Source organism: Streptomyces sp. NPDC030840 (assembly GCF_055572015.1).
Window position 1 is genome coordinate 244965 of record NZ_JBVIEE010000002.1, and the last position, 22017, is coordinate 266981.

At 72.2% G+C, this 22017-nt stretch carries 21 protein-coding genes; 6 read left to right on the forward strand and 15 right to left on the reverse strand.

What is annotated here, in order from left to right; genetic code table 11:
* Window positions 1-162: 162 nt before the first annotated feature.
* The gene (locus ACZ49J_RS05050; RefSeq protein ID WP_467448628.1) at window positions 163-1071 is read right to left on the reverse strand and encodes a helix-turn-helix domain-containing protein; all 909 of its coding nucleotides are present in this window, start codon (window positions 1069-1071) and stop codon (window positions 163-165) included.
* A gap of 64 nt (window positions 1072-1135) precedes the next feature.
* On the opposite strand from ACZ49J_RS05050, the gene ACZ49J_RS05055 reads away from it, so the two are divergent.
* On the forward strand, window positions 1136-1942 hold the full coding sequence (locus ACZ49J_RS05055) for a phytanoyl-CoA dioxygenase family protein (RefSeq protein ID WP_467448626.1): 807 nt from the start codon (window positions 1136-1138) through the stop codon (window positions 1940-1942).
* A 61-nt stretch (window positions 1943-2003) separates the two neighbouring features.
* Here ACZ49J_RS05055 and ACZ49J_RS05060 read toward each other — a convergent pair whose 3' ends face one another.
* From ACZ49J_RS05060 to ACZ49J_RS05075, 4 genes are all read right to left on the reverse strand, one after another.
* Window positions 2004-2963: a hypothetical protein gene (locus tag ACZ49J_RS05060; protein WP_467448625.1), complete on the reverse strand. Its 960-nt coding sequence runs from the start codon at window positions 2961-2963 to the stop codon at window positions 2004-2006.
* A gap of 11 nt (window positions 2964-2974) precedes the next feature.
* The gene (locus tag ACZ49J_RS05065) at window positions 2975-4456 is read right to left on the reverse strand and encodes an APC family permease (RefSeq protein WP_467448624.1); all 1482 of its coding nucleotides are present in this window, start codon (window positions 4454-4456) and stop codon (window positions 2975-2977) included.
* 332 nt (window positions 4457-4788) lie between these two features.
* Window positions 4789-5346, reverse strand: a complete 558-nt coding sequence (locus tag ACZ49J_RS05070) for a flavoprotein (RefSeq protein ID WP_467448621.1) — start codon at window positions 5344-5346, stop codon at window positions 4789-4791.
* Between the two features lie 40 nt (window positions 5347-5386).
* Window positions 5387-5845 (reverse strand): nuclear transport factor 2 family protein, encoded by a 459-nt coding sequence (locus ACZ49J_RS05075; RefSeq protein WP_467448620.1) that lies wholly within the window; start codon window positions 5843-5845, stop codon window positions 5387-5389.
* 124 nt (window positions 5846-5969) lie between these two features.
* Here ACZ49J_RS05075 and ACZ49J_RS05080 point away from each other — a divergent pair, with 124 nt between their 5' ends.
* A complete protein-coding gene (locus tag ACZ49J_RS05080; RefSeq protein WP_467448619.1) occupies window positions 5970-6518 on the forward strand; it encodes a TetR/AcrR family transcriptional regulator in 549 nt (182 codons plus the stop codon).
* A 4-nt stretch (window positions 6519-6522) separates the two neighbouring features.
* Here ACZ49J_RS05080 and ACZ49J_RS05085 read toward each other — a convergent pair whose 3' ends face one another.
* The 3 genes from ACZ49J_RS05085 to ACZ49J_RS05095 all read right to left on the reverse strand — a co-directional run bounded on the left by ACZ49J_RS05085 (window position 6523) and on the right by ACZ49J_RS05095 (window position 11547).
* Entirely contained in the window at window positions 6523-7596 is a 1074-nt protein-coding gene (locus ACZ49J_RS05085) for a LacI family DNA-binding transcriptional regulator (protein ID WP_467448617.1), read from the reverse strand.
* 225 nt (window positions 7597-7821) lie between these two features.
* A complete protein-coding gene (locus ACZ49J_RS05090) occupies window positions 7822-10221 on the reverse strand; it encodes a beta-galactosidase (protein WP_467448616.1) in 2400 nt (799 codons plus the stop codon).
* Window positions 10222-10341: 120 nt separating this feature from the next.
* Window positions 10342-11547, reverse strand: a complete 1206-nt coding sequence (locus tag ACZ49J_RS05095) for an MFS transporter (protein WP_467448615.1) — start codon at window positions 11545-11547, stop codon at window positions 10342-10344.
* A gap of 223 nt (window positions 11548-11770) precedes the next feature.
* Here ACZ49J_RS05095 and ACZ49J_RS05100 point away from each other — a divergent pair, with 223 nt between their 5' ends.
* A complete protein-coding gene (locus ACZ49J_RS05100) occupies window positions 11771-12220 on the forward strand; it encodes a nitroreductase family deazaflavin-dependent oxidoreductase (RefSeq protein WP_467448613.1) in 450 nt (149 codons plus the stop codon).
* 78 nt (window positions 12221-12298) lie between these two features.
* On the opposite strand, the gene ACZ49J_RS05105 is transcribed toward ACZ49J_RS05100, so the two are convergent.
* Window positions 12299-13237, reverse strand: a complete 939-nt coding sequence (locus ACZ49J_RS05105) for a cation diffusion facilitator family transporter (RefSeq protein WP_467448612.1) — start codon at window positions 13235-13237, stop codon at window positions 12299-12301.
* An 864-nt stretch (window positions 13238-14101) separates the two neighbouring features.
* Between ACZ49J_RS05105 and ACZ49J_RS05110 the strand changes: the two genes are divergently transcribed.
* Entirely contained in the window at window positions 14102-15118 is a 1017-nt protein-coding gene (locus ACZ49J_RS05110; protein ID WP_467448611.1) for a glutathione S-transferase family protein, read from the forward strand.
* A gap of 74 nt (window positions 15119-15192) precedes the next feature.
* Window positions 15193-15492 (forward strand): DUF4235 domain-containing protein, encoded by a 300-nt coding sequence (locus tag ACZ49J_RS05115; protein WP_467448608.1) that lies wholly within the window; start codon window positions 15193-15195, stop codon window positions 15490-15492.
* A gap of 74 nt (window positions 15493-15566) precedes the next feature.
* On the opposite strand, the gene ACZ49J_RS05120 is transcribed toward ACZ49J_RS05115, so the two are convergent.
* Complete coding sequence (locus ACZ49J_RS05120) at window positions 15567-15959, reverse strand: VOC family protein (RefSeq protein WP_467448607.1); 393 nt, start codon at window positions 15957-15959, stop codon at window positions 15567-15569.
* Between the two features lie 551 nt (window positions 15960-16510).
* Between ACZ49J_RS05120 and ACZ49J_RS05125 the strand changes: the two genes are divergently transcribed.
* Window positions 16511-17542: a 7-epi-alpha-eudesmol synthase gene (locus ACZ49J_RS05125; protein WP_467448606.1), complete on the forward strand. Its 1032-nt coding sequence runs from the start codon at window positions 16511-16513 to the stop codon at window positions 17540-17542.
* A 112-nt stretch (window positions 17543-17654) separates the two neighbouring features.
* Here the strand turns inward: ACZ49J_RS05125 and ACZ49J_RS05130 are convergent, their stop codons facing one another.
* The 5 genes from ACZ49J_RS05130 to ACZ49J_RS05150 are packed head-to-tail and all read right to left on the reverse strand — an operon-like array spanning window position 17655 to window position 21993.
* Window positions 17655-18923, reverse strand: coding sequence for a cytochrome P450 (locus ACZ49J_RS05130; protein WP_467448604.1), 1269 nt, complete (start codon window positions 18921-18923; stop codon window positions 17655-17657).
* Window positions 18920-19525, reverse strand: a complete 606-nt coding sequence (locus ACZ49J_RS05135) for a GTP-binding protein (protein ID WP_467448602.1) — start codon at window positions 19523-19525, stop codon at window positions 18920-18922. Before ACZ49J_RS05135 ends, ACZ49J_RS05130 begins: the two co-directional genes overlap by 4 nt.
* Window positions 19506-19880 (reverse strand): DUF742 domain-containing protein, encoded by a 375-nt coding sequence (locus ACZ49J_RS05140; protein ID WP_467448601.1) that lies wholly within the window; start codon window positions 19878-19880, stop codon window positions 19506-19508. The genes ACZ49J_RS05135 and ACZ49J_RS05140 overlap by 20 nt, the downstream gene beginning before the upstream one ends.
* Window positions 19877-20287, reverse strand: coding sequence for a roadblock/LC7 domain-containing protein (locus ACZ49J_RS05145; RefSeq protein WP_467448600.1), 411 nt, complete (start codon window positions 20285-20287; stop codon window positions 19877-19879). Before ACZ49J_RS05145 ends, ACZ49J_RS05140 begins: the two co-directional genes overlap by 4 nt.
* Entirely contained in the window at window positions 20284-21993 is a 1710-nt protein-coding gene (locus ACZ49J_RS05150; protein ID WP_467448599.1) for a sensor histidine kinase, read from the reverse strand. The genes ACZ49J_RS05145 and ACZ49J_RS05150 overlap by 4 nt, the downstream gene beginning before the upstream one ends.
* Window positions 21994-22017 lie beyond the last annotated feature (24 nt).

Genomic DNA, 22017 nt, shown 5'->3' on the forward strand with positions numbered 1-22017 from the left:
AACCCACTGGGGTGGTTTTGTTTGGGTGGGGCCGGCACCACATTTTTTTCCCCCCCCTCTTCCCCCCCCCTCTTCGCGGCGCGAGCACCCCCCCCAAACAAGCCACACCGTCACCGGCAGCCGCCAGACAACCCAACCCCTACGGCGCCTGGGCAAGCCTCGTCACTCACCCCTCACCCCGTTCCGGTAACACCCCGGAGGGACCCCGTACCGCTGCCTGAACACCCGGCTGAAGTGGAACGGACTGCGGAAACCCGACGCGGCGGCCACCCGCTCGACCGGCAGGTCCGTCCCTTCGAGGAGCCGGGCCGCGTGCACCAGCCGGGCGTCGAGGAGCACCCGCATCGGAGAGCGGCCGAGTTGCTCGGTGAAGAGGTGTGCGAACCGGGACGGCGAGAGCGACACACCCGCGGCGAGGGACCGGACGGTGTGCGGAGCGCCCGGGTCCGCGGCGATGAGGGCTTCGGCCCGCAGGATCCGGGGATCGGCCTCCGACCGGCCCGAACCCTCCGAACGGGCGGATGCGAGCAGTACGGCCTCCTCCAGCGAGCACAGGGCCAGCTCACGGGCGGCCGTGCCGTGCGCCACGGCCACCTCACCGGCCGCCGGGGCAGCGTCGGGAGCCGGTGGCGCCCCCTCCCCCGTCCAGCGTGCGTCGGCGATCATCCGTCCGAACGCGGCGGTGACGCGGTCCCGGACGCCGCCGTGGGTGGGTGTGAGGACGTGGAGCCGGTCCCCGATCCCGTACGGCCGCAGCCAGTCGGCCCACGACGTCCGGGGCCGGCAGTGTGCCCAGCAGAACGCCCAGTGCCCGGCACCGGGCAGGACCGCGTAGCGGTGCGGCACGCCGGGGCCGAGGGCGACGAGATCGCCCGGGCCCGCGGCCACCTCGGTAGTGCCCTGGCGCAGCAGTCCCCCGCCGCCCGTGGTCCAGGTGAACAGCCAGCTGTCCGATCCGCCCGGCCGGTTGACCCGGTAGCCCGGTCCCTGGTCGAAACGGCCGACGGTCACCAGCCCCGGGGGTGGCGACGGGACAGCGGTCTCGGAAAGGTCGTCAGCACGCACAGGCATCCTCCCGGAAGACGCTCCGCCCTAGCGTGGAGCACGAGGGACACCGGCGAGAAGGGACACACGGATGACAGTCACGGACAGGGTGGACGGCAGGTCCGACTTCGAGGAGAACGGCTATCTGGTGGTGCGCGGCCTGTTCTCCGCCGCCGAGATCGACGACCTGTGCGCGGAGTTCGCGGAACTGCATGCGGGCGGCCCGATTCCCGGGCACTTCCAGCCCCGTACGAGTGGGGTCGGCGACCCCGCGGACCCGCTGCACGTCTACCCCCGGGTCATGCACCCGCACCGCGTCAACGACCTGTCGCTGCGCGTCCTGCTCGACGCCCGGCTGCGGAGGATCCTCGAAGAGCTGCTGGGCGAGGAGGTCCTGGCCGCGCAGAGCATGTTCTACTTCAAGCCGCCGGGCGCCCGTGGTCAGGCGCTGCACCAGGACAACTTCTATCTGCGGGTGGAGCCCGGCACGTGCGTGGCCGCGTGGATCGCGTGCGACGTGATCGACCGGGAGAACGGCGGTCTGGAGGTCGTGCCGGGCACCCACCGCATGGACCTGTTCTGCCCGGAGGAGGCGGACGCCGAGGTGTCCTTCGTGCGGGAGTACGTGCCGCCGCCGCCCGGGCTGACCGCCGTGCCCGTCGACATGGAGCCGGGTGACGTGCTGTTCTTCAACGGCAGCCTGGTGCACGGTTCACAGCCCAACCGCACCGCCGACCGCTTCCGGCGCTCCTTCATCGGTCACTACGTCGGCCGCTCCACCGAGCGCATCGGCGCCTTCTACCACACCCTCACGATGAGCGGCGATCCCGTCCCCCTGCCGGAGAGCGAGGGCGCGGGCCCGTGCGGCACGGAGTTCGAGGCCGCGGGCGCGCACTGAGTCCGCGCGGCGAGGTGACGGCGGGCCGCCGTGCGTTGCGGGGGCTTGGTACGGCGGCCGCTCAACCGCGCGGCGCGAACTCCTTGAGCCACTTGGCGAACTGCTTCTCCGGGTCCCCGGTGTACGACCACGGAGTGCGGGTGGCGCGTCGGCCGAGCAGCCGGAACAGTGAGGTGGCGACGTCCCTCAGTCCGGCCTGGCAGGCGGCGTGGGCGAGGTAGTTGAGGTCACGGAGCTCTCCCGGCTCGACGGGGGCGTCCGCACGGTGCGCGATCCAGCGTTGCCAGGTGCGCTGGACGTCGCCCGCGGCGCCCTCGTGGTTCCAGTGCCGGCCGATGCCGAGGGCGGTCTTCCGGCCCTGTGTGTCCTCCCGCAGGGAGCGGTACTCCTCGACGCGGGCGTACTGCACGAGCACCGGCAGCGCCGAGCCGGGCGGTGCCACACCGGCCGCGTCGCGCGCGAAGTCGTACATCAGACCGTGCGAGCCGTGCCAGCGCGACGAGTAGTAGTGCAGGACCTGCAGGTGGCCCTCCACGCTGTACGGGTCACGGTCGTACACCTCGTCCCACCAGCGGGCGAGTTCCTGGCGGCGCACTCCTCCGGGGTAGAGGCGTGCGACGGAGATCAGGGAGACCCATGGTGTCGGGTCGTCGGGATACGCGTCGGCGGCGTCGAAGCAGGCCATCGCCGCGCTGTCGATGCGCCGCTGGTCGATGGGGGTGCCCCGGCCCGCGGCGATGGCCAGATGGAAGGCCCGTGCCGTCTCGGTCGCGGCCCGCAGCAGGAGGGCGTCGGCGCTGCGGGGTTCGGCGGACAGCCAGGCCTCCACCGTCGACGTGCCGGCGCAGGCCTGGGCGAGCAGCCGGACGCGGTGTCCCCGCGCGAGCCACGCGGGGCCGGTCACGCGCAGCAGGTCCCGCAGCCCCTGCCAGCGGCCGATGACGATGTCCTGCCGGGCGCGGGTGAGGGGCGCGTCCCCGCAGTCGGGGTCGAAGTCGGGCATGAAGCGCTCTCGCGCCATCGGGGCCCCTCTCAGAAGTCGGTGGGGAGACCCTCGTGGGCATGGGAGCGTTCGGCCGCCGCCGCGGCGTATCCGTCGGCGGAGTGGTCCATGTCGACGGCCCGGGCGGCGTCCAGCCTGGCGGGGCGGTAGTAGTCGCTGCCCCGCTTCCAGTACCAGAGCATCGGGATCAGGCCGATGCCGAGCCCGCCGACGCCGATCGCGACGGCAGCGGTACTCAGCTCGCCGAGCGACTCGACGAAGACCCAGAACATGAACAGCGAGCCGAGCAGGGGCCACAGTCCGCCGAAGACGAAGTGGGACGCGGACTTCAGCAGCATCCTGCGGTAGGCGACGACGACGGCGAGGCCGGCCAGTCCGTAGTAGACGGCGATCTGGAGGCCGATCGCGGAGATGGCGTCGGAGAGGATGTCGCCGACCGAGCCCAGGGTGTTGGAGGCGATGAACAGCACCAGTGCCACCGCGCCGACGACGGTGATCGCCAGCCAGGGGGTGTTCCACTTCCGGTGCACCCGGCCCAGTGCCTCGGGCATCGTACGGTCCCGGCCCATCGCGAACAGGGAGCGGGTGACCTGGATGAGCGTGGTCTCCAGGGTGGCGATGGTGGACAGCATCACGGCGACGATCAGCAGTTTGCCGCCCCAGCCGGGCCATACCTCCTCGCCGAGGACGGCCAGTACGTTGGCGTCGCCCGCCTGGATCTGCTGGTCGCTGAGAATGACGTTCACCGCGATGGTGAAGACCTCGAAGAGCAGGAAGACGATGCCCACGCCGATCAGTCCGGCGAGGCCCGTGGTGCGGCGGCTGTCGCGGGTCTCCTCGCTGAGGTTGCTGGTGACGTCCCAGCCCCAGTAGTAGAAGGCGGCGATGAGCGCGCCGGACGCGAAACCGGTCATGCCGTCGAAGTGGGAGAAGCCCAGCCAGGACCAGTCGAAGGCGCGGGCGTGACCGCTGTGCAGCAGCGCGCCGACGGCGAACGCGACCAGGATGACCAACTCGACGCCGGACATGATGATCTGGGCGCGGACGGTGAGCCGGGCACCGCCGAGGACCACCAGCAGCATGACGACGAACCAGAAGGCGCCGACCGTGGTGGCGAGCGCGGTGTCGTTCGCGAGGTTCTCGTCGAACAGGGACAGGGTCATGGAGCCGGCGGGCAGGGAGCCCGCCACCATGAAGATGGTCGCGGAGATCACCAGGGCCCAGCCGCTGATGAACCCGAGGAAGGGGTGGAGCGTGCGGCCCACCCAGGAGTAGCTGGCGCCCGCGTTGACGTCGATGCGGCTGAGGTAGCTGAAGGCCAGGGCTATGCCCAGCATGGGTATCGCGCAGTACAGCAGCGCCGCGGGGCTGGCGAGGCCCACCGCTCCCACGAGGACCGCGGTGGTCGCGGCGATGGAGTAGGCGGGCGCGCTGCCCGCGACCGCCATGACCACCGTGTCGAACGTGCCGAGGACGTTGGCCTGCAGACCTCTGCCCCTCCAGTTGCTCATGGGTGCGCTGCTTTCGTGCTCGCACGCGGGCAGGCGGCATCGCCCGTCGACGTGGGTGGTGGCGGGGGGCACAGCCTCGGACCCGGAGGGGGAGGGCTTCGGGTCCGGGGCTGGGAACGGTGACGTGACCGCCCCGCACCGGTTGAAACGTGCGGACGATCACACCGTGTGTGCGTGCGATGATATCCGCGCTTCTTGACCATTCAAGATAAACCAGTGAGTAATGTGATTCCTTGGTCAAGACTTCACTCTTGGCGCCTTCTCACGCAGTGCGGGGCACTGCACCGGCCCGCCACCTGTGGCCGCGGTCGTCCCGCAGGTGACACCGTGCGCTACGAGGGCCGGGCAGCGCTTCCCGTGTCGGAGGCGAGCAGGTCGAGGGCCCGCTCCCAGACGAAGTCGGCGGCCTCTCCGTCCTGCTGGGGTGTGCCGGAGTAGGGGTCGCCGAACCGGACGCCCATGTCGCGCAGCCGGGCGAGGCTCGCGCGGTAGGCGGGGTGGGCCGCCAACGCGTCGGCCACGCAGGGCAGGACGGCGATCGGGACGCCGAGGCCGTACGCCTCGCAGAGGGTTCCGAGGGCGAGGGTGTCGGCCGTGCCCGCCGCCCACTTGTTGATCGTGTTGAAGGTGGCGGGCGCGACGACCACGGCGTCGGGCGCCGGGAAGGGACGCGGATCACCCGGGGACCGCCAGGCGGAGCGGATGGGCCGGCCGGTCAGCGCCTCGACGGCGGCGGTGTCGAAGAAGCCGCCCATGGCTACCGGGGTGGCGATCACACCGACGTCCCAGTTCCGCCCCTGCGCCGCGGTGATCAGCTTGCCGACGTCCGCGGCGATCCCGGCCGCGCAGACGACGACGTAGAGGAAGGGCTTCCCGGCCTGTTCGGTCACCCGGAAACCCTACTGAACGCGAAAGCCCTCCTGAAGGAACCTACTGAACGGGGAACGACTGCCCGCGCTCCGCCTCCGGCCGGGGCCCGAAGACGCGCCGCTCTCCCTCCTCGATCCGTACGTCGTTGATGCTCGCCTCGCGCCGCGTCATCAGGCCGTGCTCGTCGAACTCCCAGAGTTCGTTGCCGTAGGAACGCCACCACTGGCCGTCGGCGTCGCGGGACTCGTACTGGAAGCGGACGGCGATGCGGTTGCCGTCGAAGGCCCACAGGTCCTTGCGCAGCGCGTACTCCCGCTCGCGCTCCCACTTCGCGGTGAGGAACTCGACGATCTCCGCGCGCCCGGTGACGAAGGTGTCGCGGTTGCGCCAGACCGAGTCCTCCGAGTAGGCGAGCGAGACCTTGTGGGGGTCGCGCGTGTTCCAGGCGTCCTCGGCCGCCTGCACCTTCCGCGCGGCGGTCTCGCGGGTGAAGGGCGGCAGGGGCGGGCGGTCGGTCATGGGGGCGTCCCTACGGGTCGACGGTGACGGAGGAAGGGGGAGAACGTGCGTTCTCCCCCTGCGCTGCTAACCTAGAGAACGCCCGTTCTCCCGTCAAGGAGCGCCTGTACAAGGAGTGCCGCACATGGACAGCGCGACCGCCCGCGAACGGGTGTTGGACACCGCGGAGGAGTTGTTCTACGGGCGCGGTGTCCACAGTGTCGGCATGGACGACATCCGCAGCGCGTCCGGAGTGTCGCTCAAGCGGCTCTACCAGCTGTTCCCCGCGAAGGAGCGGCTGGTGGTGGCGTATCTGGAGCGGCGCGACGTGCGCTGGCGGCAGCGGCTGGCGGAGTTCGTGGACCGGCAGGAGGACCCACGGGGGCGCATCCTGGCGGTCTTCGACTGGCTGGAGGCGTGGTGCGGCGAGCCCGGCTTCCGGGGCTGTGCGTGGATCAACTCCTACGGCGAACTGGGCGCCACCTCGCCCGGCGTGGTGGCCCGGGTGCGGGCGCACAAGCGGGCTTTCCGGGCTTACCTCGACGGGCTCGTGGCCGCCGCCGGCCTGCCGGGCTCCCTCACCGGCCAGCTGTTCCTGCTGGCGGAGGGCGCCATGGTCACCGCGGGCATCACCGGAAGCACGGAACCGGCCGGACAGGCTCGGAGCGCGGCCCGGGCACTGCTGACGGTGTGAGCGCTCAGCGGACCGGAGCCGGCGCCGTGCTGTCGCGGACGACCAGCCGCACCGGGACGACCGGGTCGACCCGGTCGGCGCGCGGCCGGTCCGTGCCGTCGAGCCGGTCGAGGAGGAACCGCAGGGAGCGGGTGCCGAGCTCGGCGAAGTCCGTGCGCACCGTGGTCAGCGGGGGCAGCAGATGGGCGGCCTCGGGGATGTCGTCGTAGCCGACGACGCTGACCTCGTCGGGGACGCGGCGCCCGGCTTCGTGGAAGGCGCGCAGGACGCCGAGCGCCATCTGGTCGTTGGAGGCGAACACCGCTGTGACGTCGGCCCGGTGGGCCAGCCGGCGGCCCAGCGCGTAGCCGGAGTCGGCGCTCCAGTCCCCGAGGAGCGGTTCGTGGACCTCGGCGCCGCCGGCTTCGAGCGTCTCGCGCCAGCTCGCCAGCCGCTGCTCGGCGGAGGTCCAGCCCGACGGGCCGCCGATGTGCCAGACGGTCGCGTGCCCGAGGCCGAGGAGGTGTGCGGTGGCGGCGCGCGCTCCGGCCCGCGAGTCGGCGCTGACCATGGGGGTGCCGTCCCCGAGGGCGTTGTCGAGTGTGACCAGCGGGGTGTCGAGCCGGGCCTCGGCCAGTGCCCGCCCCACCCAGCGCTGCGGGGCGATGGCGATCACGCCGTCGGCGCCCTCGGCGGACAGCCGGTCCACGGCGCGGACCACGGTGTCCTGGTCGGCCGTGTCGAGGGCGATCGAGCTGACCAGGTAACCGGCTTCCTGGGCCGCCGTGTTGATGGCGGTCAGGGTCGAGGCGGGGCCGTAGCGGGCCGCGTCGAAGGAGATCACGCCGAGCATGCGGGTCCTGCCGCTGGCCAGGGACCGGGCGCTGCGGCTGGGCCGGTAGCCGAGTGACCGCATGGCGTCGAGCACGGCCTGACGGGTCTCGGCCCGGACCGCCGGGTGGTCGTTGAGCACTCGGGAGACGGTCTGCTTGGAGACCCCGGCCAGCCGCGCCACGTCGTCCATCACGGGCCGCGATCCGGCGAAGTTGCGCCTGCTGCGGCCCTTGGGGGCAGCGCCGTTCGTGGCGCCTGGGGTCATGACGGCTGCTTTCTTCGACCTCGTGGTGACGACCCGGCGGTTCCGTCCCGCCCGGCAGGCCACAGGATAGGCCGGGCGGGGCGCGCGGGACGGGCCGGGCAGGGCACAAGACGGGCCGGGCAGGGCACAAGACGGGCCGGGCAGGGCACGGGACGGGCCGGGCAGGGCACGGGACGGGCCGGGCGGGCCGCTCCAGGACGGCGGGACAGGGCTGCGTCCGGCCCCTCAGCCGGCCCTGACCGACCAGGACCGTACGGTGATCCACTCCGCCCGCTCGACCGCTGCCACTCCCCCGTCGCCCGCCCCCTCCGGCACGTACACGCGGGCGTCCGGGTGCCGGGGCAGCACCCTCAGCCTGAGCCCCTCGCTGCGCAGGGCCTCGGCGGGCAGCCGGCCGAGGCCGATGTCCCAGACGCGCCCGGAGTGGAACTGGTCGGCGACCAGGGTGTCCCCCACGTACGCGCGCGCCACGTCGCCCGTCCAGTGGACGCGGAGCAGGGTGCCTTCCACAAGGTCGTCCGGCAGGTCGTCCGGCAGATCGACGCGGTACTCGGCCGCCGTGGTCTCGTAGTGCTTGTCTGCGGGCGCGCTCGCCCGGCCCAGCACTCCCGTCACGTGCTCGGGTGCCGGGCCGGCGGGCCGGAGCCGAGTGACCCGCGCGGCGGTGACGCCGGGCGCTCCGTCGGCCCGCACCGTGTAGCGGGTGAACACCCCGTCCTCCGTGGCTCGTACGTCCGACCCGGGCACCACCGGTGTCCGGCCGGGCGCGGGCAGGACGGCGAACGACGGTTCCGGCGACGGGCCGTGCACCCGTACCTCCCCGGCCACCTCGTCGAAGACGACCCCGTCGCCGCACAGCACGAGCCGCTCGGCGCCCCAGGCCACGCCCCGGTAGAGGGTGCGTGCCGTGGTCGCGTCCAGCACCAGCAGACCGACCCGCCCGCCGGCCGCGGTGTCCACCTCGACCAGGGCGTCGGTGCCCGGCCGCAGGCCGGTGACGAGGGTGCGGTCGCCGAGTTGCCCGATATCGCCGGACGGGGTGCTGACCGACGTCAACGTGCTGGAGCCCAGGGCGAGTTCGGGGGTGATGCCGTCGGTGGCGGCCAGGACCAGGACCGTGCGGTCACCGGTGTCGACCGTGCACACCGGCTGCGCGGTGGCCCAGTCGAGCCGCAGCCCGCCGAGGTCGAGGCGCAGCGGCCAGCAGAAGTACGCACCCGCGGGGACGGTGACGGGTGCGCTGGGCAGGGTCAACGTGTCGGCGGCACCGGGAAGTTCGACGGTGAACGTCGTGTCCGGGTGGTCCGGCAGCGGTTCGTGCGGCTGGTGGTTGGTGACGAAGAGGAAGCCCGAGGTGCCGTCACCGCGCACGGCCCAGCGCAGCGTGTCCCGGTCGTCCTGGCCCGTCGGCGGGCGTTCCGGGAGGACGGACTCCATGGGCGCGATGCGGTGGCCGAAGTCCGCCAGCAGCAGGTGCTGGAGGCGCAGTTCGTGGTACGAGGGCCGGTACTGGCCGTACTCGCCGAGCGGCGCCTGGAAGTCGTAGGTGAGGACGGGCAGGTCGTTGGGGTAGTCGGTGGCGTGGGACTCCTGCAGGGTCGTCAGCTCCCCGGCGGGGTTCGTGCCGCCGTGGAACATGTAGTAGCCCTGCCACACCGATCCGCAGCCGATCTTGGTGAGGCCGAGGGCGCCGACGTCGGCGGCGTCGACGCGCGGCCTGCGGTGGTACGCGACGGCCATGCCGCCGCCCAGTTCGCAGGTGGCCCAGGGGAAGCGGTCCGCGAGGGCGGACGGGTCGGCGCCCCGCACGGTGGTGGGGCGCAGGTCGGCGCCGATGCCCTCGTCGTCGCGGTGGTGGGTGAAGAAGAAGTGCTTGCGGCAGGTGTCGGGCCAGCCGCCGTCGGCCTCGGTCCAGAACGCCTCCGGGTAACCGCCGTACAGCGGGAGGAGTTCGTCCGGCGGCAGCTGGACGCCACCCCAGGCGGTCGACGTCCACAGCGGCGCGCTCAGGCCGAGTTCCTGGGCCATCCGCTTCAGGGTGAGCAGGTGGCCGGGCTGGTCGTAGAGCTCGTTCTCGATCTGGATCGCCACGACGGGGCCGCCGTGGGCGCGGTCGAGTCCGCGCAGTTGCTCAGCGACGGCCGCGTACCAGCGGCGTACGGGTTCCAGGTAGGCGGGGTCGTCCGTGCGGGGGGCGTGGGTGCGGGCGAGGACCCAGTCGGGCAGGCCGCCGCCCCGAACCTCCGCGTGGCTCCAGGGGCCGATCCGGGGGATGAAGTCCAGTCCGTGGCGGGCACAGAGTCCGGCGAAACGTCGCAGGTCCAGGTGGTCGTCGAAGCGGACGCGGCCCTCCACCTCCTCGTGGTGGATCCAGATGACGTAACTGGCGACGGCCGTCACCCCGCCCGCCTTCATCTTCAGCAGTTCCTCCTCCCACTCCCCCGCCGGGCAGCGGGAGTAGTGGAACTCGCCGGAGACCGGGAACCAGGGCCGGCCGCCGCGCGTGAGCCAGCGGCTGGTCACCTCGATCGGGTCGGGCACTCCGGGTACGTCGGCGAAGGGGAGGTGTCCGGTGAGCGGGAGCGCTGAGGGCGTGGGCACACGAAGGCGGTGCGGGGGTGTCATCGGGTGGCTCCTGGCCGTGATCGGGGTGCGGGACAGGTGCGGGACAGGTGAGTGAACGGGCTCGGTCGAGGCCGAAGAGGGGCGAACGGGACCGGGGCCGAACGGGCTCGGGAGGTTGCCTCAACCAGCTGTCGTACGCGGACGCGTGGCCCGGATCAGCCACAGCGTGGCGGCCAGGCACAGCGCGGAGACGCCGCACAGCAGGAGCGGGACCGCGCGGATACCGGACCACTCGATGGCCTTGCCGAGCGCCGGGCCCGCCGCGACCCCGCCGGCCATCGACGCGGCGATGACCACCGCGCCCGCCCTTCGGGCCCGCGGTGCCGCCCTGCCCAGCCAGGGCAGCCCGGTGGGGAAGATCGGCGCGATGAACAGGCCGACGCCCGCGTACGCGTACGGGGCGAGCCCGGGGATCGCGGCCAGCAGCAGGCAGACGGTCATGCCCGCGCAGGAGACGGTGATGATGGCCTGGGCCGAGTACCGCAGCGCGAGCGGGACGACCAGGAAACGGCCGACCGTCATCATCAGCCAGTACACGGACGTGGCGGTCGCGGCGACACCGGCGCCGTACCCGACCGTCTCCAGATGGGTGGGCTCCCAGCCGCCGACGCCCGCCTCGATGCCGACGTGCAGCACGTAGAGCGCGACGAACACGGCGAGCACCGAGCCGAGGCTGCGCGCGAGGACCTGCCCGCCGGCCTCCGCCGTCGCCGCGCCCTCCGGCTGCGGGGCACGGTCGCGCACGCCGCGCAGGCACAGCAGCAGCGGCATGTTGGCGGCGGCGAAGGCCAGGAAGACCGCCGGGTAGTTCTCCGAGCCGACGGCACCGATCAGCGCGGGGCCGAGGATGGCGCCGATGCCGAAGTGCGCGTTGAGGACGTTCAGCATCGCGGTCGACCGGTGGCCGAAACCGACCGCGAACAACTGGTTGAGGCCGTAGTCGATACCGCCGAACCCCAGCCCGGCCAGCAGGGCGGCGGCCAGGCCCAGAGGCCAGTTCGGCGCCAGCGCGAAGCCCGCCGCGCCGACGGCCATGAGGACGTACGAGGCGCCGAGGATCCGCCGGTTGCCGACGCGCCCGAAGACGCGGTCGAGGAGCAGGACTCCGGCCACACCGCCGACGAAGTGGGCGCTCAGGCCCAGCCCGGCGGCCGAGGGGGAGAGCCCGTACTCCTCGCGTAAGGCCGGGATCGCGGGACCGTACAGGGCCTGGAGGACGCCGATGAGTACGAAGCCCGCACAGGACGCGACCACGGCGGCCGGGCTGAAGAGCACGGCGCCCGCGGCGGCGGCACCGTTCGCCGGTCGTTCGGCTTCCGTGGTCACAGGCGACACGCTCCTTGGCTGGCGGGACGGTAAAGGGCCGATGTCACGAGGGAGTTGACCGGTCGTTGCTGCCGTACGGCGGCGGCGCGACGAACCTGATGTTACCGGTAACATTCCGCGCGTCAAGATCGTGGACGCGACTCGCGGATCGGAGTGGATGAATTCCGGGGGCGGCTCGTGTTACCCGTGGGAAGAACCACATCACGACGAGGGGACGGAAGCCATGCCTCTTGAGGGCGAGTACGTACCCAGCCCGACGGACTGGGTACGCGAGCAGGTCGAGTTGTACGAGAGCTCCGGCGGGACCGAGGGAACGACGTTGCTGGACACGGGCCTTCCCGTTGTCATCGTCACCACGCGGGGCGCCAGGACCGGCAAGATCCGCAAGACTCCCCTGATGCGCGTGGAGCACGAGGGCCGGTACGCCCTCGTGGCGTCACAGGGCGGCGCGCCCAAGCATCCGGTCTGGTACCACAACGTCGTCTCCGATCCGCACGTGGAGCTCCAGGACGGGCCCGTGCGCCAGGACATGGTGGCCCGCGAGGTCACCGGGGACGAGAAGAAGGTGTGGTGGGAGCGCGCGGTCGCGGCGTATCCGCCGTACGCGGACTACCAGAAGAAGACCGAGCGGGAGATCCCCGTCTTCGTGCTGGAGCCGACGGCGGGAGGCTGACGGCCGAGCCCGGCGGAGGAATCCGGAAGAATCTTCGGTTCGGGACGCATGAACCGTCGTCCGCCGGGCACCTGTGCGTCAGGCCCCGCCGCGCTCCCCCGTCGCGGCGGGGCTTTCCGCTGTCTCCATGCCGGTGCCGGCCCGGCGGGCCGACGCATCCGTCACGTCGAGGAAGACCTGCTCGACCTCGGGGACGGCGTCGGCGATGGAGCGTTTGATGCGCACCGAGACCTCCTCCACCTCCTCGCTGTCGAGACCGGGTACAAGGTCCACGCGGGCGGCCACGAGGGTGGATTCGAGGCCGAGTTGCATGGTCTGGAGGGCCTCCACGCTGTCGATCTCGGGCTGCCTCCGCAGCAGGGCGCGGACCCTCTCGCTGAGCTCCGGGTCGGCGGCCCGGCCGATGAGCTGGTCCCGGGCGTCCCGGCCCAGCCAGAAGGCGACGTACACCAGCAGCGCGCCGATGGCCAACGACGCGGACGCCTCCCAGACGACCTGGCCCGTGACCATGTGCAGCGCCATCCCGGCCATCGCCAGGGTCACGCCGAGCACGGCGGTACCGTCCTCGGCGACGACCGTCCGCAGGGCGGGGTCCCGCAGGCCGTCGGCGCCACCGCCCTGCCGGCGCACCTGGTGGAGGGCCCGCAGCAAGGAGGCCCCCTCGGACAGCAGCGCGATGCCGAGCACGATCAGACCCGCCACATAGCCGTCGTACGACTCCTCGGCTCCGCCGGTGAACGCCTCGACACCCTGGAAGAAGGAGAAGCAGCCGCCCATGACGAAGATGCCGACGGCCGCGAGCAGGGACCAGAAGAAGCGCTCCTTGCCGTAGCCGAAGGGGTGGCGGCTGTCCGCGGGCCGGCGGCTGCGGCGCAGCGCGGCGAGCAGGAACACCTCGTTCAGGCTGTCCGCGACCGAGTGGGCCGCCTCGGACAGCAGCGCGGGCGAGCCGGCGAGCACCCCGCCCACCGCCTTCGCCACGGCGATCAGGAGATTCGCCGCCAGCGCGACCAGCACGGTGATCCGCGTCCTGCGGTCGGACCGCGCCTTCCGCTCGGCACGCGCCCTCCGCTTCGAGCGCCGCGCGCGCTCGGCGCGCCGCTCGTCCGGTCCGGTTGGTCCGTCTGCTCCGTCTCCGTCTGATCCGGCCGGTCCGCCTGGCCCCTCGGGGCCCTCCGGTCCGCCCGGCCCGTCGAGTCCGCCCGGCCCGTCGAGTCCGTCCGGCCCGTCCGGTCCGTCGAGTCCATCCGGTCCGCCTGGTGCCGTGGGTGCGCCCGGTCCATCCGGCCCGTCGAATCCGTCGAGTCCGTTGGGTCCGTCGGGTCCGTCGGGCACATCCGGCCCGTCGAATCCGCCCGGTCCGTCGGGTCCATCCGGCCCGTTGAGTCCATCTGGTCCGTCGAGTCCATCCGGTCCGCCTGGTGCAATGGGTGCGCCCGGTCGATCCGGCCCGTCGAGTCCGTCGGGTCCGTTGGGTCCGTCGGGCACATCCGGCCCGTCGAGTCCGCCCGGACCGTCCGGTCCATCCGGCCCGTCGAAGCCATCTGATCCGTCCGGTCCGGTTGGTCGGTCCGCTCCGTCTCCGTCTGCTCCGTCTGCTCCGTCTGCTCCGTCTGCTCCGTCTGCTCCGTCTGCTCCGGCTGCTCCGGCTGCTCCGGCTGCTCCGTCCGGGGGCGACGTCCCCTGGCCCCCCGGCGGGGGCGGGGTCCGTTCCGCGTACCCCTCGCGGTTTCGCGGCCACTCACCGTCGCCGCCTCGGTCTGCGTGGTCCTCCGTCCGTTTCACTCCCGCCGACTGCCCCGGCCGGCGGCGTTCACACCGGGGTACTGATCACGCTCGCCAGGGGTACTCGTACCGGCCACACCGGGAAGGAAGGGGCTCATGACAGTCGGCGAGGGCAACAGCGCGTACGGACGGAAGGAGTTCAGGCGGTCGAAGAGCCACTTCACCGACCGCGTCACGGCCGACGGGCGGGACGGCTGGCCGGTGGAGGCCGGCCGCTACCGGCTGGTCGTCAGCCGGGCGTGCCCCTGGGCGAGCCGTGCCGTGATATCGCGGCGCCTCCTGGGACTCGACCACGCCCTGTCGCTGGCGATCGCGGACCCGATCCAGGACGACCGGAGCTGGCGTTTCACCCTGGACCCGGACGGCCGTGATCCCGTGCTCGGCATCCGCTACCTCAAGGAGGCGTACGACGCGCGTGAGACCGGCTACCCGGGCGGGGTGAGCGTGCCCGCGCTCGTCGACGTGGCGAGCGGCCGCCTTGTCACCAACGACTACCAGCAGATCACCCTGGACCTCGCCACCGAGTGGACGGACCTGCATCGCGAGGGCGCGCCCGACCTGTACCCGGCCGCGCTGCGCGACGAGATCGACGAGGTGATGGCGGACGTCTACGAGGACGTCAACAACGGCGTGTACAGGGCGGGTTTCGCCAACCACCAGAAGGCGTACGAGGAGGCGTGCACGGCGGTGTTCCGCCGGCTGGCGCTGCTGTCCGAGCGGCTGGCCGGCCGGCGATACCTGGTCGGCGACACGATCACGGAGGCGGACATCCGCCTGTTCACCACGCTCGTCCGCTTCGACGCCGTCTACCACGGCCACTTCAAGTGCAACCGCTGGAAACTGGCGGAGGACCCGGTGCTGTGGGCGTACGCCCGCGATCTCTTCCAGACGCCCGGGTTCGGCGACACGGTCGACTTCGACCACATCAAGCGGCACTACTACGAGGTGCACACGGGCATCAACCCGACCGGCATCGTGCCGCTGGGCCCCGACCTGTCCGGCTGGCTCTCCCCGCACGGCCGTCAGGACCTCGGGGGCCGTCCGTTCGGTGACGGCACCCCGCCTGGTCCGGTGCGTGAGCCGGAGGCGGTCCCGGCCGAGGGACGGCCCTGAGCCTTGAGCCCTGCCCCTTCCCCCCTTGGGCCCTGAGCCCTGAGCCCTGAGCAGTGAAGAGAGGAGAGATCCAGGTGGCCAAGAAGAAGACACTCCCGCTCGTCTACAAGCCCGCCGGGTTCGTACTCGGCTGGCTGAGCGGTGCCCTGGCGGGGATGGCGTTCCGCGCCACGTGGAAGGCCATCCGCAACGAGGAGGACGCGCCCGACGCGCTGGACCAGGACCGCGACTGGGGCGAGATCCTGCTGGCCGCGGCCGTACAGGGCGCCATCTTCGCGGTGGTCCGCAGCGCGGTGGACCGCGCGGGCGCGACGGTCATCGAGCACCGGACGGGGGTGTGGCCTTCGTCCGACAAGGAGGGCCGGGCAGCCTGAGACTGTGCGCGTCGTCTCCGACGGGACCGCCGGGACCGCCGGGGCCTGGCCGATGGCGCCGGGCCCCGGGGGTCTCAGCCCTGTTTCGGTGCCGTGGACCGTACGCGGCGCAGGGTGAAGGAGTGGCCGGCCGGGTCGGCGTATCCGCGCTCCTCGAACGGCCCGGCCGGCTCCTTGGTGTCCACCGGGCGCCCGCCGAGACCGACGACCTTGCGCTCGGCCTCGTCGAGGTCGTCGACGAGGAAGTCCAGGTGGGCCTGGAGCGAGTTCTCCGGTCGCGGCCAGCTCGGCGGGGTGGCGTTCACGTCACGGCGGAACGCCATCCGGGTGCCGCCGGCGCCGCAGATCTCGACCCGGTTGGCGGTCGCGTCCGTCTCCTCGGCGTTGAGCAGTTCCTTGTAGAAGGCGGCGAGCTTCTCGGGCTCGGCGCAGTCCAGTACCACGACCCCTGTCTGTACGAGTGCCATCGTTCCTCCGTCGGTATCCCGGGCGCGGGCGGCGGTCCGCCGGCGCCTGTGCGCTGCCGGGTACCCCGTACCGGGGAATCAGTCGGCCGCGGGGCCGGGGTCGGCGCGAAGTGCGGGGGGAATGTGGCCGGTTGGTGTGGGTCCGGGGTGGTCCTTGCCGCTGTGGCGCCCGCCCAGGGAGGGTTTTCGCCCCCGCCGCCCCTACCCGTCCCGTCTTCAGGGGCTCCCCCCTTCGACCCCGCACGGGGCTCCGCCCCGGGCCCCGCTCCTCAAACGCCGGAGGGGCTGACAGTGCAGCCCGTCCGGCGTTTGAGGACGAGGCCGCAAGGCCGATGCGGGGGTCTGGGGGCGGAGCCCCTGAGGACGGGACGGGTAGGGGCGGCGGGGCGAATCCAACCCGTCCGCGCGACGCGTTTCTGTGGCCACAACCGCACCGCCAGTAATCCACGTCACACCATGGATCGTTTGCGGCATGGGCAGTCTCGTAGCGCATTTTGAGCCCTCAACTTGCGGCTGGAAATGCGTGGTTGAGTCTTGCGAGAGGATGCGGCATGCCGCAGAACGTCACGTTCGATCTCCCCTTCGACACCCCCGTCAGTCAGCATCTGGAACACGCCCGCGGCCGCCATCTGCGCTGGGTCTGGGACATGCGCCTGGTCCGCAGCAAGGAGGCCTTCGACGAGTACCGGTCCTGGGACCTGCCGCAGGCGGCGGCCCGGACCTACCCCCACGCGTCGGCCGAGGACATGGTCGTCCTCATGAACTGGTTCTCCCTGGCCTTCCTCTTCGACGACCAGTTCGACACCGCACAGCCCGACCGGGCGGACCGGATATCGGAGGTGGCGCGGGAACTCGTCGCCACTCCGCTGCGCCCGGCGGGGACCGCACCGAGAGTGGTCTGCCCGATCACGCTGGCCTGGGCGGAGGTCTGGACGCACCTCTCGAAGGGCATGTCGCTGACCTGGCGCACCCGGTTCGCGGCTTCCTGGGGCCGGTTCCTCGTGGCGCACACCGAGGAGGTGGATCTCGCGGCCCGGGGCCTCGCCGGGACGCTGAGCCTCGCGGAGTACGCCGAGTTCCGGCGCCGCACGGTGGGCATCCACCACAGCATCGATGCCGGTGAGCGCAGCCGCGGCTTCGAGGTGCCGGCGCAGGTGCAGGCGCACCCGCTGATGGTGCGCCTGCGTGATCTGGCCGCCGACACCATAGGGTTCATGAACGACATCCACTCCTTCGAGCGCGAGAAGCGCCGGGGCGACGGGCACAACCTCATCGCCGTCCTCCACCGCGAGCGCGGCTGCTCCTGGGAGGAGGCCGCCGACGAGGCGTACCGGATGACCATCAAGTGCCTCGACGAGTACCTCGCGCTGGAGGCCCAGGTACCGGAGATGTGCGCCGAGTTGGGGCTGACCGACGAGCAGCGCGATCAGGTGCGCATGGGGGTGGAGGCCATCCAGCACTGGATCAACGGCAACTACGAGTGGGCGCTGACCTCGGGCCGGTACGCGACGGCGAAGGAAGGGCCCGCGGCCTCGGCGGAGCTGGCGGGGAAGGGGTCCTTGGACGACCTGCTCGCCGTGTGAGGAGCCCGGTGGGGCCTCTGTACGACGGGTTCCCGCCCCGCCCGGCCGCACGGACACGGCCGACCGGGCGGAGCGCCCCGCGCCTGAGCGCTGAGCGCTCAGGGATCAGTGCTCAGCGCTCAGGCGCGAACGCCACCGGCAGGGTGTCCAGCCGCGACTCCCAGGTGGAGGCCGTCGAGGTCAACTCCTCGGCCGGTACGGTGAGATGGAGGCCCGGCAGCCGGTGCAGCAGGGCGTCCACCGCGCCCTCGATGATGGCCTGGCCGATGCCCTGGCCCGGGCACTCGTGCGGGCCGCCGCTGAACGCCAGGTGGGACTGGTTCCCCTGCAGGGAGACGCCGCTGTCAGGGCGGATCTCCGGGTCCAGATTGCCGGCGGCGAGCCCGAGCACCAGCAGGTCGCCCTCCTTGACGCCCGTGTCGCCGAGTTCGAGGTCGGCGGTGGCGAACCGGCCCGGCAGGACGGCCAGCGGGGGCGTGTTCCACATGACCTCCTCGATGACCGAGGACACGTTCAGTTCGCCGCTGACCAGCCCGGCGAGCAGCGAGGTGTCGGTGAGGATCAGCTGGAGCACCCGCGCGAGCAGGTTGCTGGTGGTGGTGTGCGCGGCGATCAGCACCAGGCGCAGGTGGTTGAGCACCTCGTCCTCGTCGAGACCGGCGTGGTGCTCCAGAAGCCCGGTGGTGAAGTCGGAGCCGGGCTCCCGCCGTTTGCGCTCGGCGAGTTCACCGAGGATGCGCATGATGCGGTCGTTGTGCGCGAGTGCGTCCGCGCCGCCCTTGATGACGTGGGCGCAGGACTCGGCCAGGGTGCGGCCCTCGCTGGCGGCGAGCCCGAACACGCGGGTGAGGACCAGCATCGGCAGGTACTCGGCGAAGTCGGCCACCAGGTCGGCGGTGCCGACCGCGGCGAACGCGTCGATCTGCTTGTTCGCGAAGTGCGTGACGTGCCGTCGGATGCCGCGGCTCGCGACGGCGTGCAGGTTGTCGGTGACCGCGCCGCGCAGCCTGCGGTGCGGCTCGCCGTCCTGGGACACGCAGTCGGGCCGCCAGCCCACCATCTGGATCAGCGGTGAGGCGGCCTCGATCCGGCCCTCCTTCCAGTCGCGCCAGATGCGGGAGTCGCGGCTGAACTGCAGCGGGTTGTCGAGCACGCGCCGGCATTCGCGGTAGCCCAGCACCAGCCAGGCGGGAACGTCCCCTTCGAGCAGGACGGGGGCGACGGCGCCGTACTCCTTGCGCAGCCGGGCGTAGATGCCCTGGGGGTCGACCGACGCGTCGGGGCCGTACAGGCGGGTGACGTCACCGTGGGCGACGGGGCACCCACGCTCTGCCTCTGGATCGCTCAAGGGTTGTTCCGTGGTCGGAGGCTGGTCGTTCATCGGGACTCCAGGGCGACGGCGGAGCGATCCTTGAGATGGTGGATCAGGGCGACGAGCACGTCCCGGCTGGACGCGCGGTCGCGGGCGTCGAAGGCCACGACCGGGATTCCCTCGGAGATGTCGAGGGCGTCGCGGATCTCCTCGACCGGGTGCTCGGTGGAGTCGGGGAAGACGTTGAGCGCGATGACAAAGGGGACGCTCTGCCGCTCCATCTCCTCTATGGCCCGGAAGCTGGAGGCGAGCCGCCGGGTGTCGACGATGACGACCGCGCCGAGAGCGCCCTTGAACAGGCCGTTCCACAGGAACCAGAACCGTTCCTGGCCCGGGGTGCCGAACAGGTACAGGACCAGCTCGTCGTTGATGCCGATCTTGCCGAAGTCGAGGCTGACCGTGGTCTCCTGCTTGTCCGTCACCCCTACGAGATGGTCGACGCCGGCGCTGGCCTCGGTCAGGGTCGCCTCGGTGGTGAGCGGCCTGATGTCGCTGACCGAGCGGACCAGGGTGGTCTTGCCCGTCCCGAACCCGCCCGCGATCATGATCTTCACGGACCGGGTGCCTCCGGCCGCCGTCCCGTGGGGGTGGTCAAAGCCTTTCAAGTCCACTGAGTACCTCCTCAAGGAGCGCGAGGTCGGGCCCGCGGTCGGCGTCGGACGCCGGGATGGGGTCACGGGCTTCGATCCGGTCCGCGTCGAGCAGGTCGGCGAGGAGCACCGCGAGAATGTTGAAGGGCAACTGGAGGTGGGCGCCGAGTTCGGCCACCGACAGCGGATCACGGCAGCGCCGGAGAATCTCCTCGTGCTCGTGCTGCATGCCCGGTACGGGGGCGGAGCGGGCGAGGATGAGGGTCGCCACGTCGAGGCTCGACGCCGAACCGCCGCCCGGTCCGCTGCGGCCGCCCGTGAGGACGTAGTAGCGCTCGAGACCGGGAGGGTCCGTGGGCCGGCGGGGAGCGCTCATCCAGAGTGGTCCTCCAGGCGCGGAGTGGTGCCGAGGAGGTCGCCCATCCTGCGGGCCAGGTCCATCATCTGGTGGCCCAGGAGCCCTTGGTCGAGGCCCTCCCTGGCGAGCACTCCGAGGTACGTCTCGACTCCGGCCCGGACCACGAAGAGGTGGCCGCCGTCGACCTCGATCATCGCGAGCCGGAGCTGTCCGGCGTGCTGGGGGAACTGCTCCGCGACGGGCTGCGCGAGCGCCTGCAGGCCGGCGACCACGGCGGCGAAGCGGTCGACGTCGTCGGGGTCCTCGGCGCCGAAGGAGGTGATGGCCTTGCCGTCGCTGGAGGCGACGAGGGCGAAGCGGATCTCCTGGATGCTCTCGACGAGGTCGCGGAGCGCCCAGCTCACGTCGGTTCCGTGGTGCGTCATGAGGACTGGTCGCTTTCTTCCGTGTGCTGCTCGGTGGACGCGCGGGTGCCGGTCTGCTCGTCCGCGACGTCGCTGTCGCGTCCGGCGGTCGCCCGGTCGGCGGCGGTGTCCGTCCCGCGCCCGGTGGTCACGCGCTCCGTGGAGATCCCGCGCCCGGCCGTGGCGAAGGCGGCCAGACCCCGGAAGGACGTGTCCGGCGGTACGGCCGAGGCGGCGGCTTCGGCCTGTTCCGTGGTCCTGGTCCGGGAGGCCGGCTCACCGCGCCTGCGGCGCCGCGGCAGTCCGCCGGGCGTGGTGTCCGGCTCCTCGCCGTCCTCCGCGCCGTCCGTGTGCTCACCACGGCCGGTGGGCGCCGTCGCGGCCGGCGTACGGCCGGCGGCGGGCGCGTCGGCCCCGGACCGGTCGGCCGGTGCGGTGACGCCGGAGGACGCGGGCAGCGGGCTGAAGTACTTGTGCGGGACCACGACGACCACGGACGTGCCGAGCCAGGGCGAGTCCGCGAAGGTGACGCGGATGCCGTAGCGGCGGGCGAGGGCGCCGACGACACGCAGACCGAGGTTGGCGTCCTCGGAGATGCCGCCGAGGCCGGGTCCGGCCGCCGTACCGGCGAGGGCCTGCTCGGCCTCGCGCTTCTTCTCCTCGCTCAGGCCCTTGCCGGCGTCCTGGATCTCGATGCCGACGCCGTTCGGGACCTCCTTGCCGGACACGAGCACGGGCTCGGTGGGCGGCGAGTAGCGGGCCGCGTTGTCCAGCAAGTGGGCGAAGACGAGCGTGAGGTGGTCCACCAGTCCGCCGTCGACGCCGAGGTCGGGCAGATGGCGGACCTGGACGCGGTCGAAGTCCTTGATGCGGCCGATGCCGCCGCGGACCACGCTGAGCAGCCGCTGCGGCTCCTGCCACTGCCGCCCGGGCCGGTCGGAGCCACCGAGGACGCCGACGCTGGCGGCGAGACAGTCGGCGGGGCCGATCGCCTGGTCGAGCTCCATGAGTCCCCGGGCGACGGCGGGCAGCCGGCCGTGCTCGCCCTGCAACTCGTGCAGTCGGCCGCGGAGTTTGCTGGTGAGTACGTGGATGCGGTTGCCGATGCTGACGACGGCCTGCTCCGCCGCGGTCGAGCGGTCGAACTCCGCTTCGACCGCGATGAGCGAGGTCCGCAGCACCTTGCGCAGCTCGGCCCGCAGGTCGGCGCTCACCTCCGCGCACTGGGTGATGGTGGGCAGCACGTCGTCGATGGCCTCGCCCTCGCGCAGCCGCTTCAGGGCGTCGGGCAGCTGCCGCGCGGCGAGTTGGGCCACCGCGGCCTGCTGTTTGTCCAACTGCTCCTGCCAGGCCTGGTTCTGCTCGGCGAGCCGGGCCTCGTACTCGCGCGTCTGCTCGGCGTACCGCTCCTCGTACGCGGCGCGCTCGGCGGCGAACGACTGTTCCAGGCCCGCCACGTGCTGCTGCCACCGCTGGGAGTGCTCGGCCTGTGCCCCCCGAAAGGAGTCGGCACTATCGCGCAGTTGACGCCGCGAACGGATGAGCAGGCGTACACAGGCCGCACAGGCGGCCGTCACGGCCCCACCCGCGGCCACGGCCGGGCCGGCCCAGCCCGGGGCCGCGGCCGCCACGGCGACCGTTCCACCCCCTGAGGCCAGTGGCAGCAGCCACCAGCTGTACCAGGCGACGGGCGGCCGTGCCGCCGGAGGCGGAGTGGCGAGTTCCATCTGCATCCTTCGAAGCAACACGAT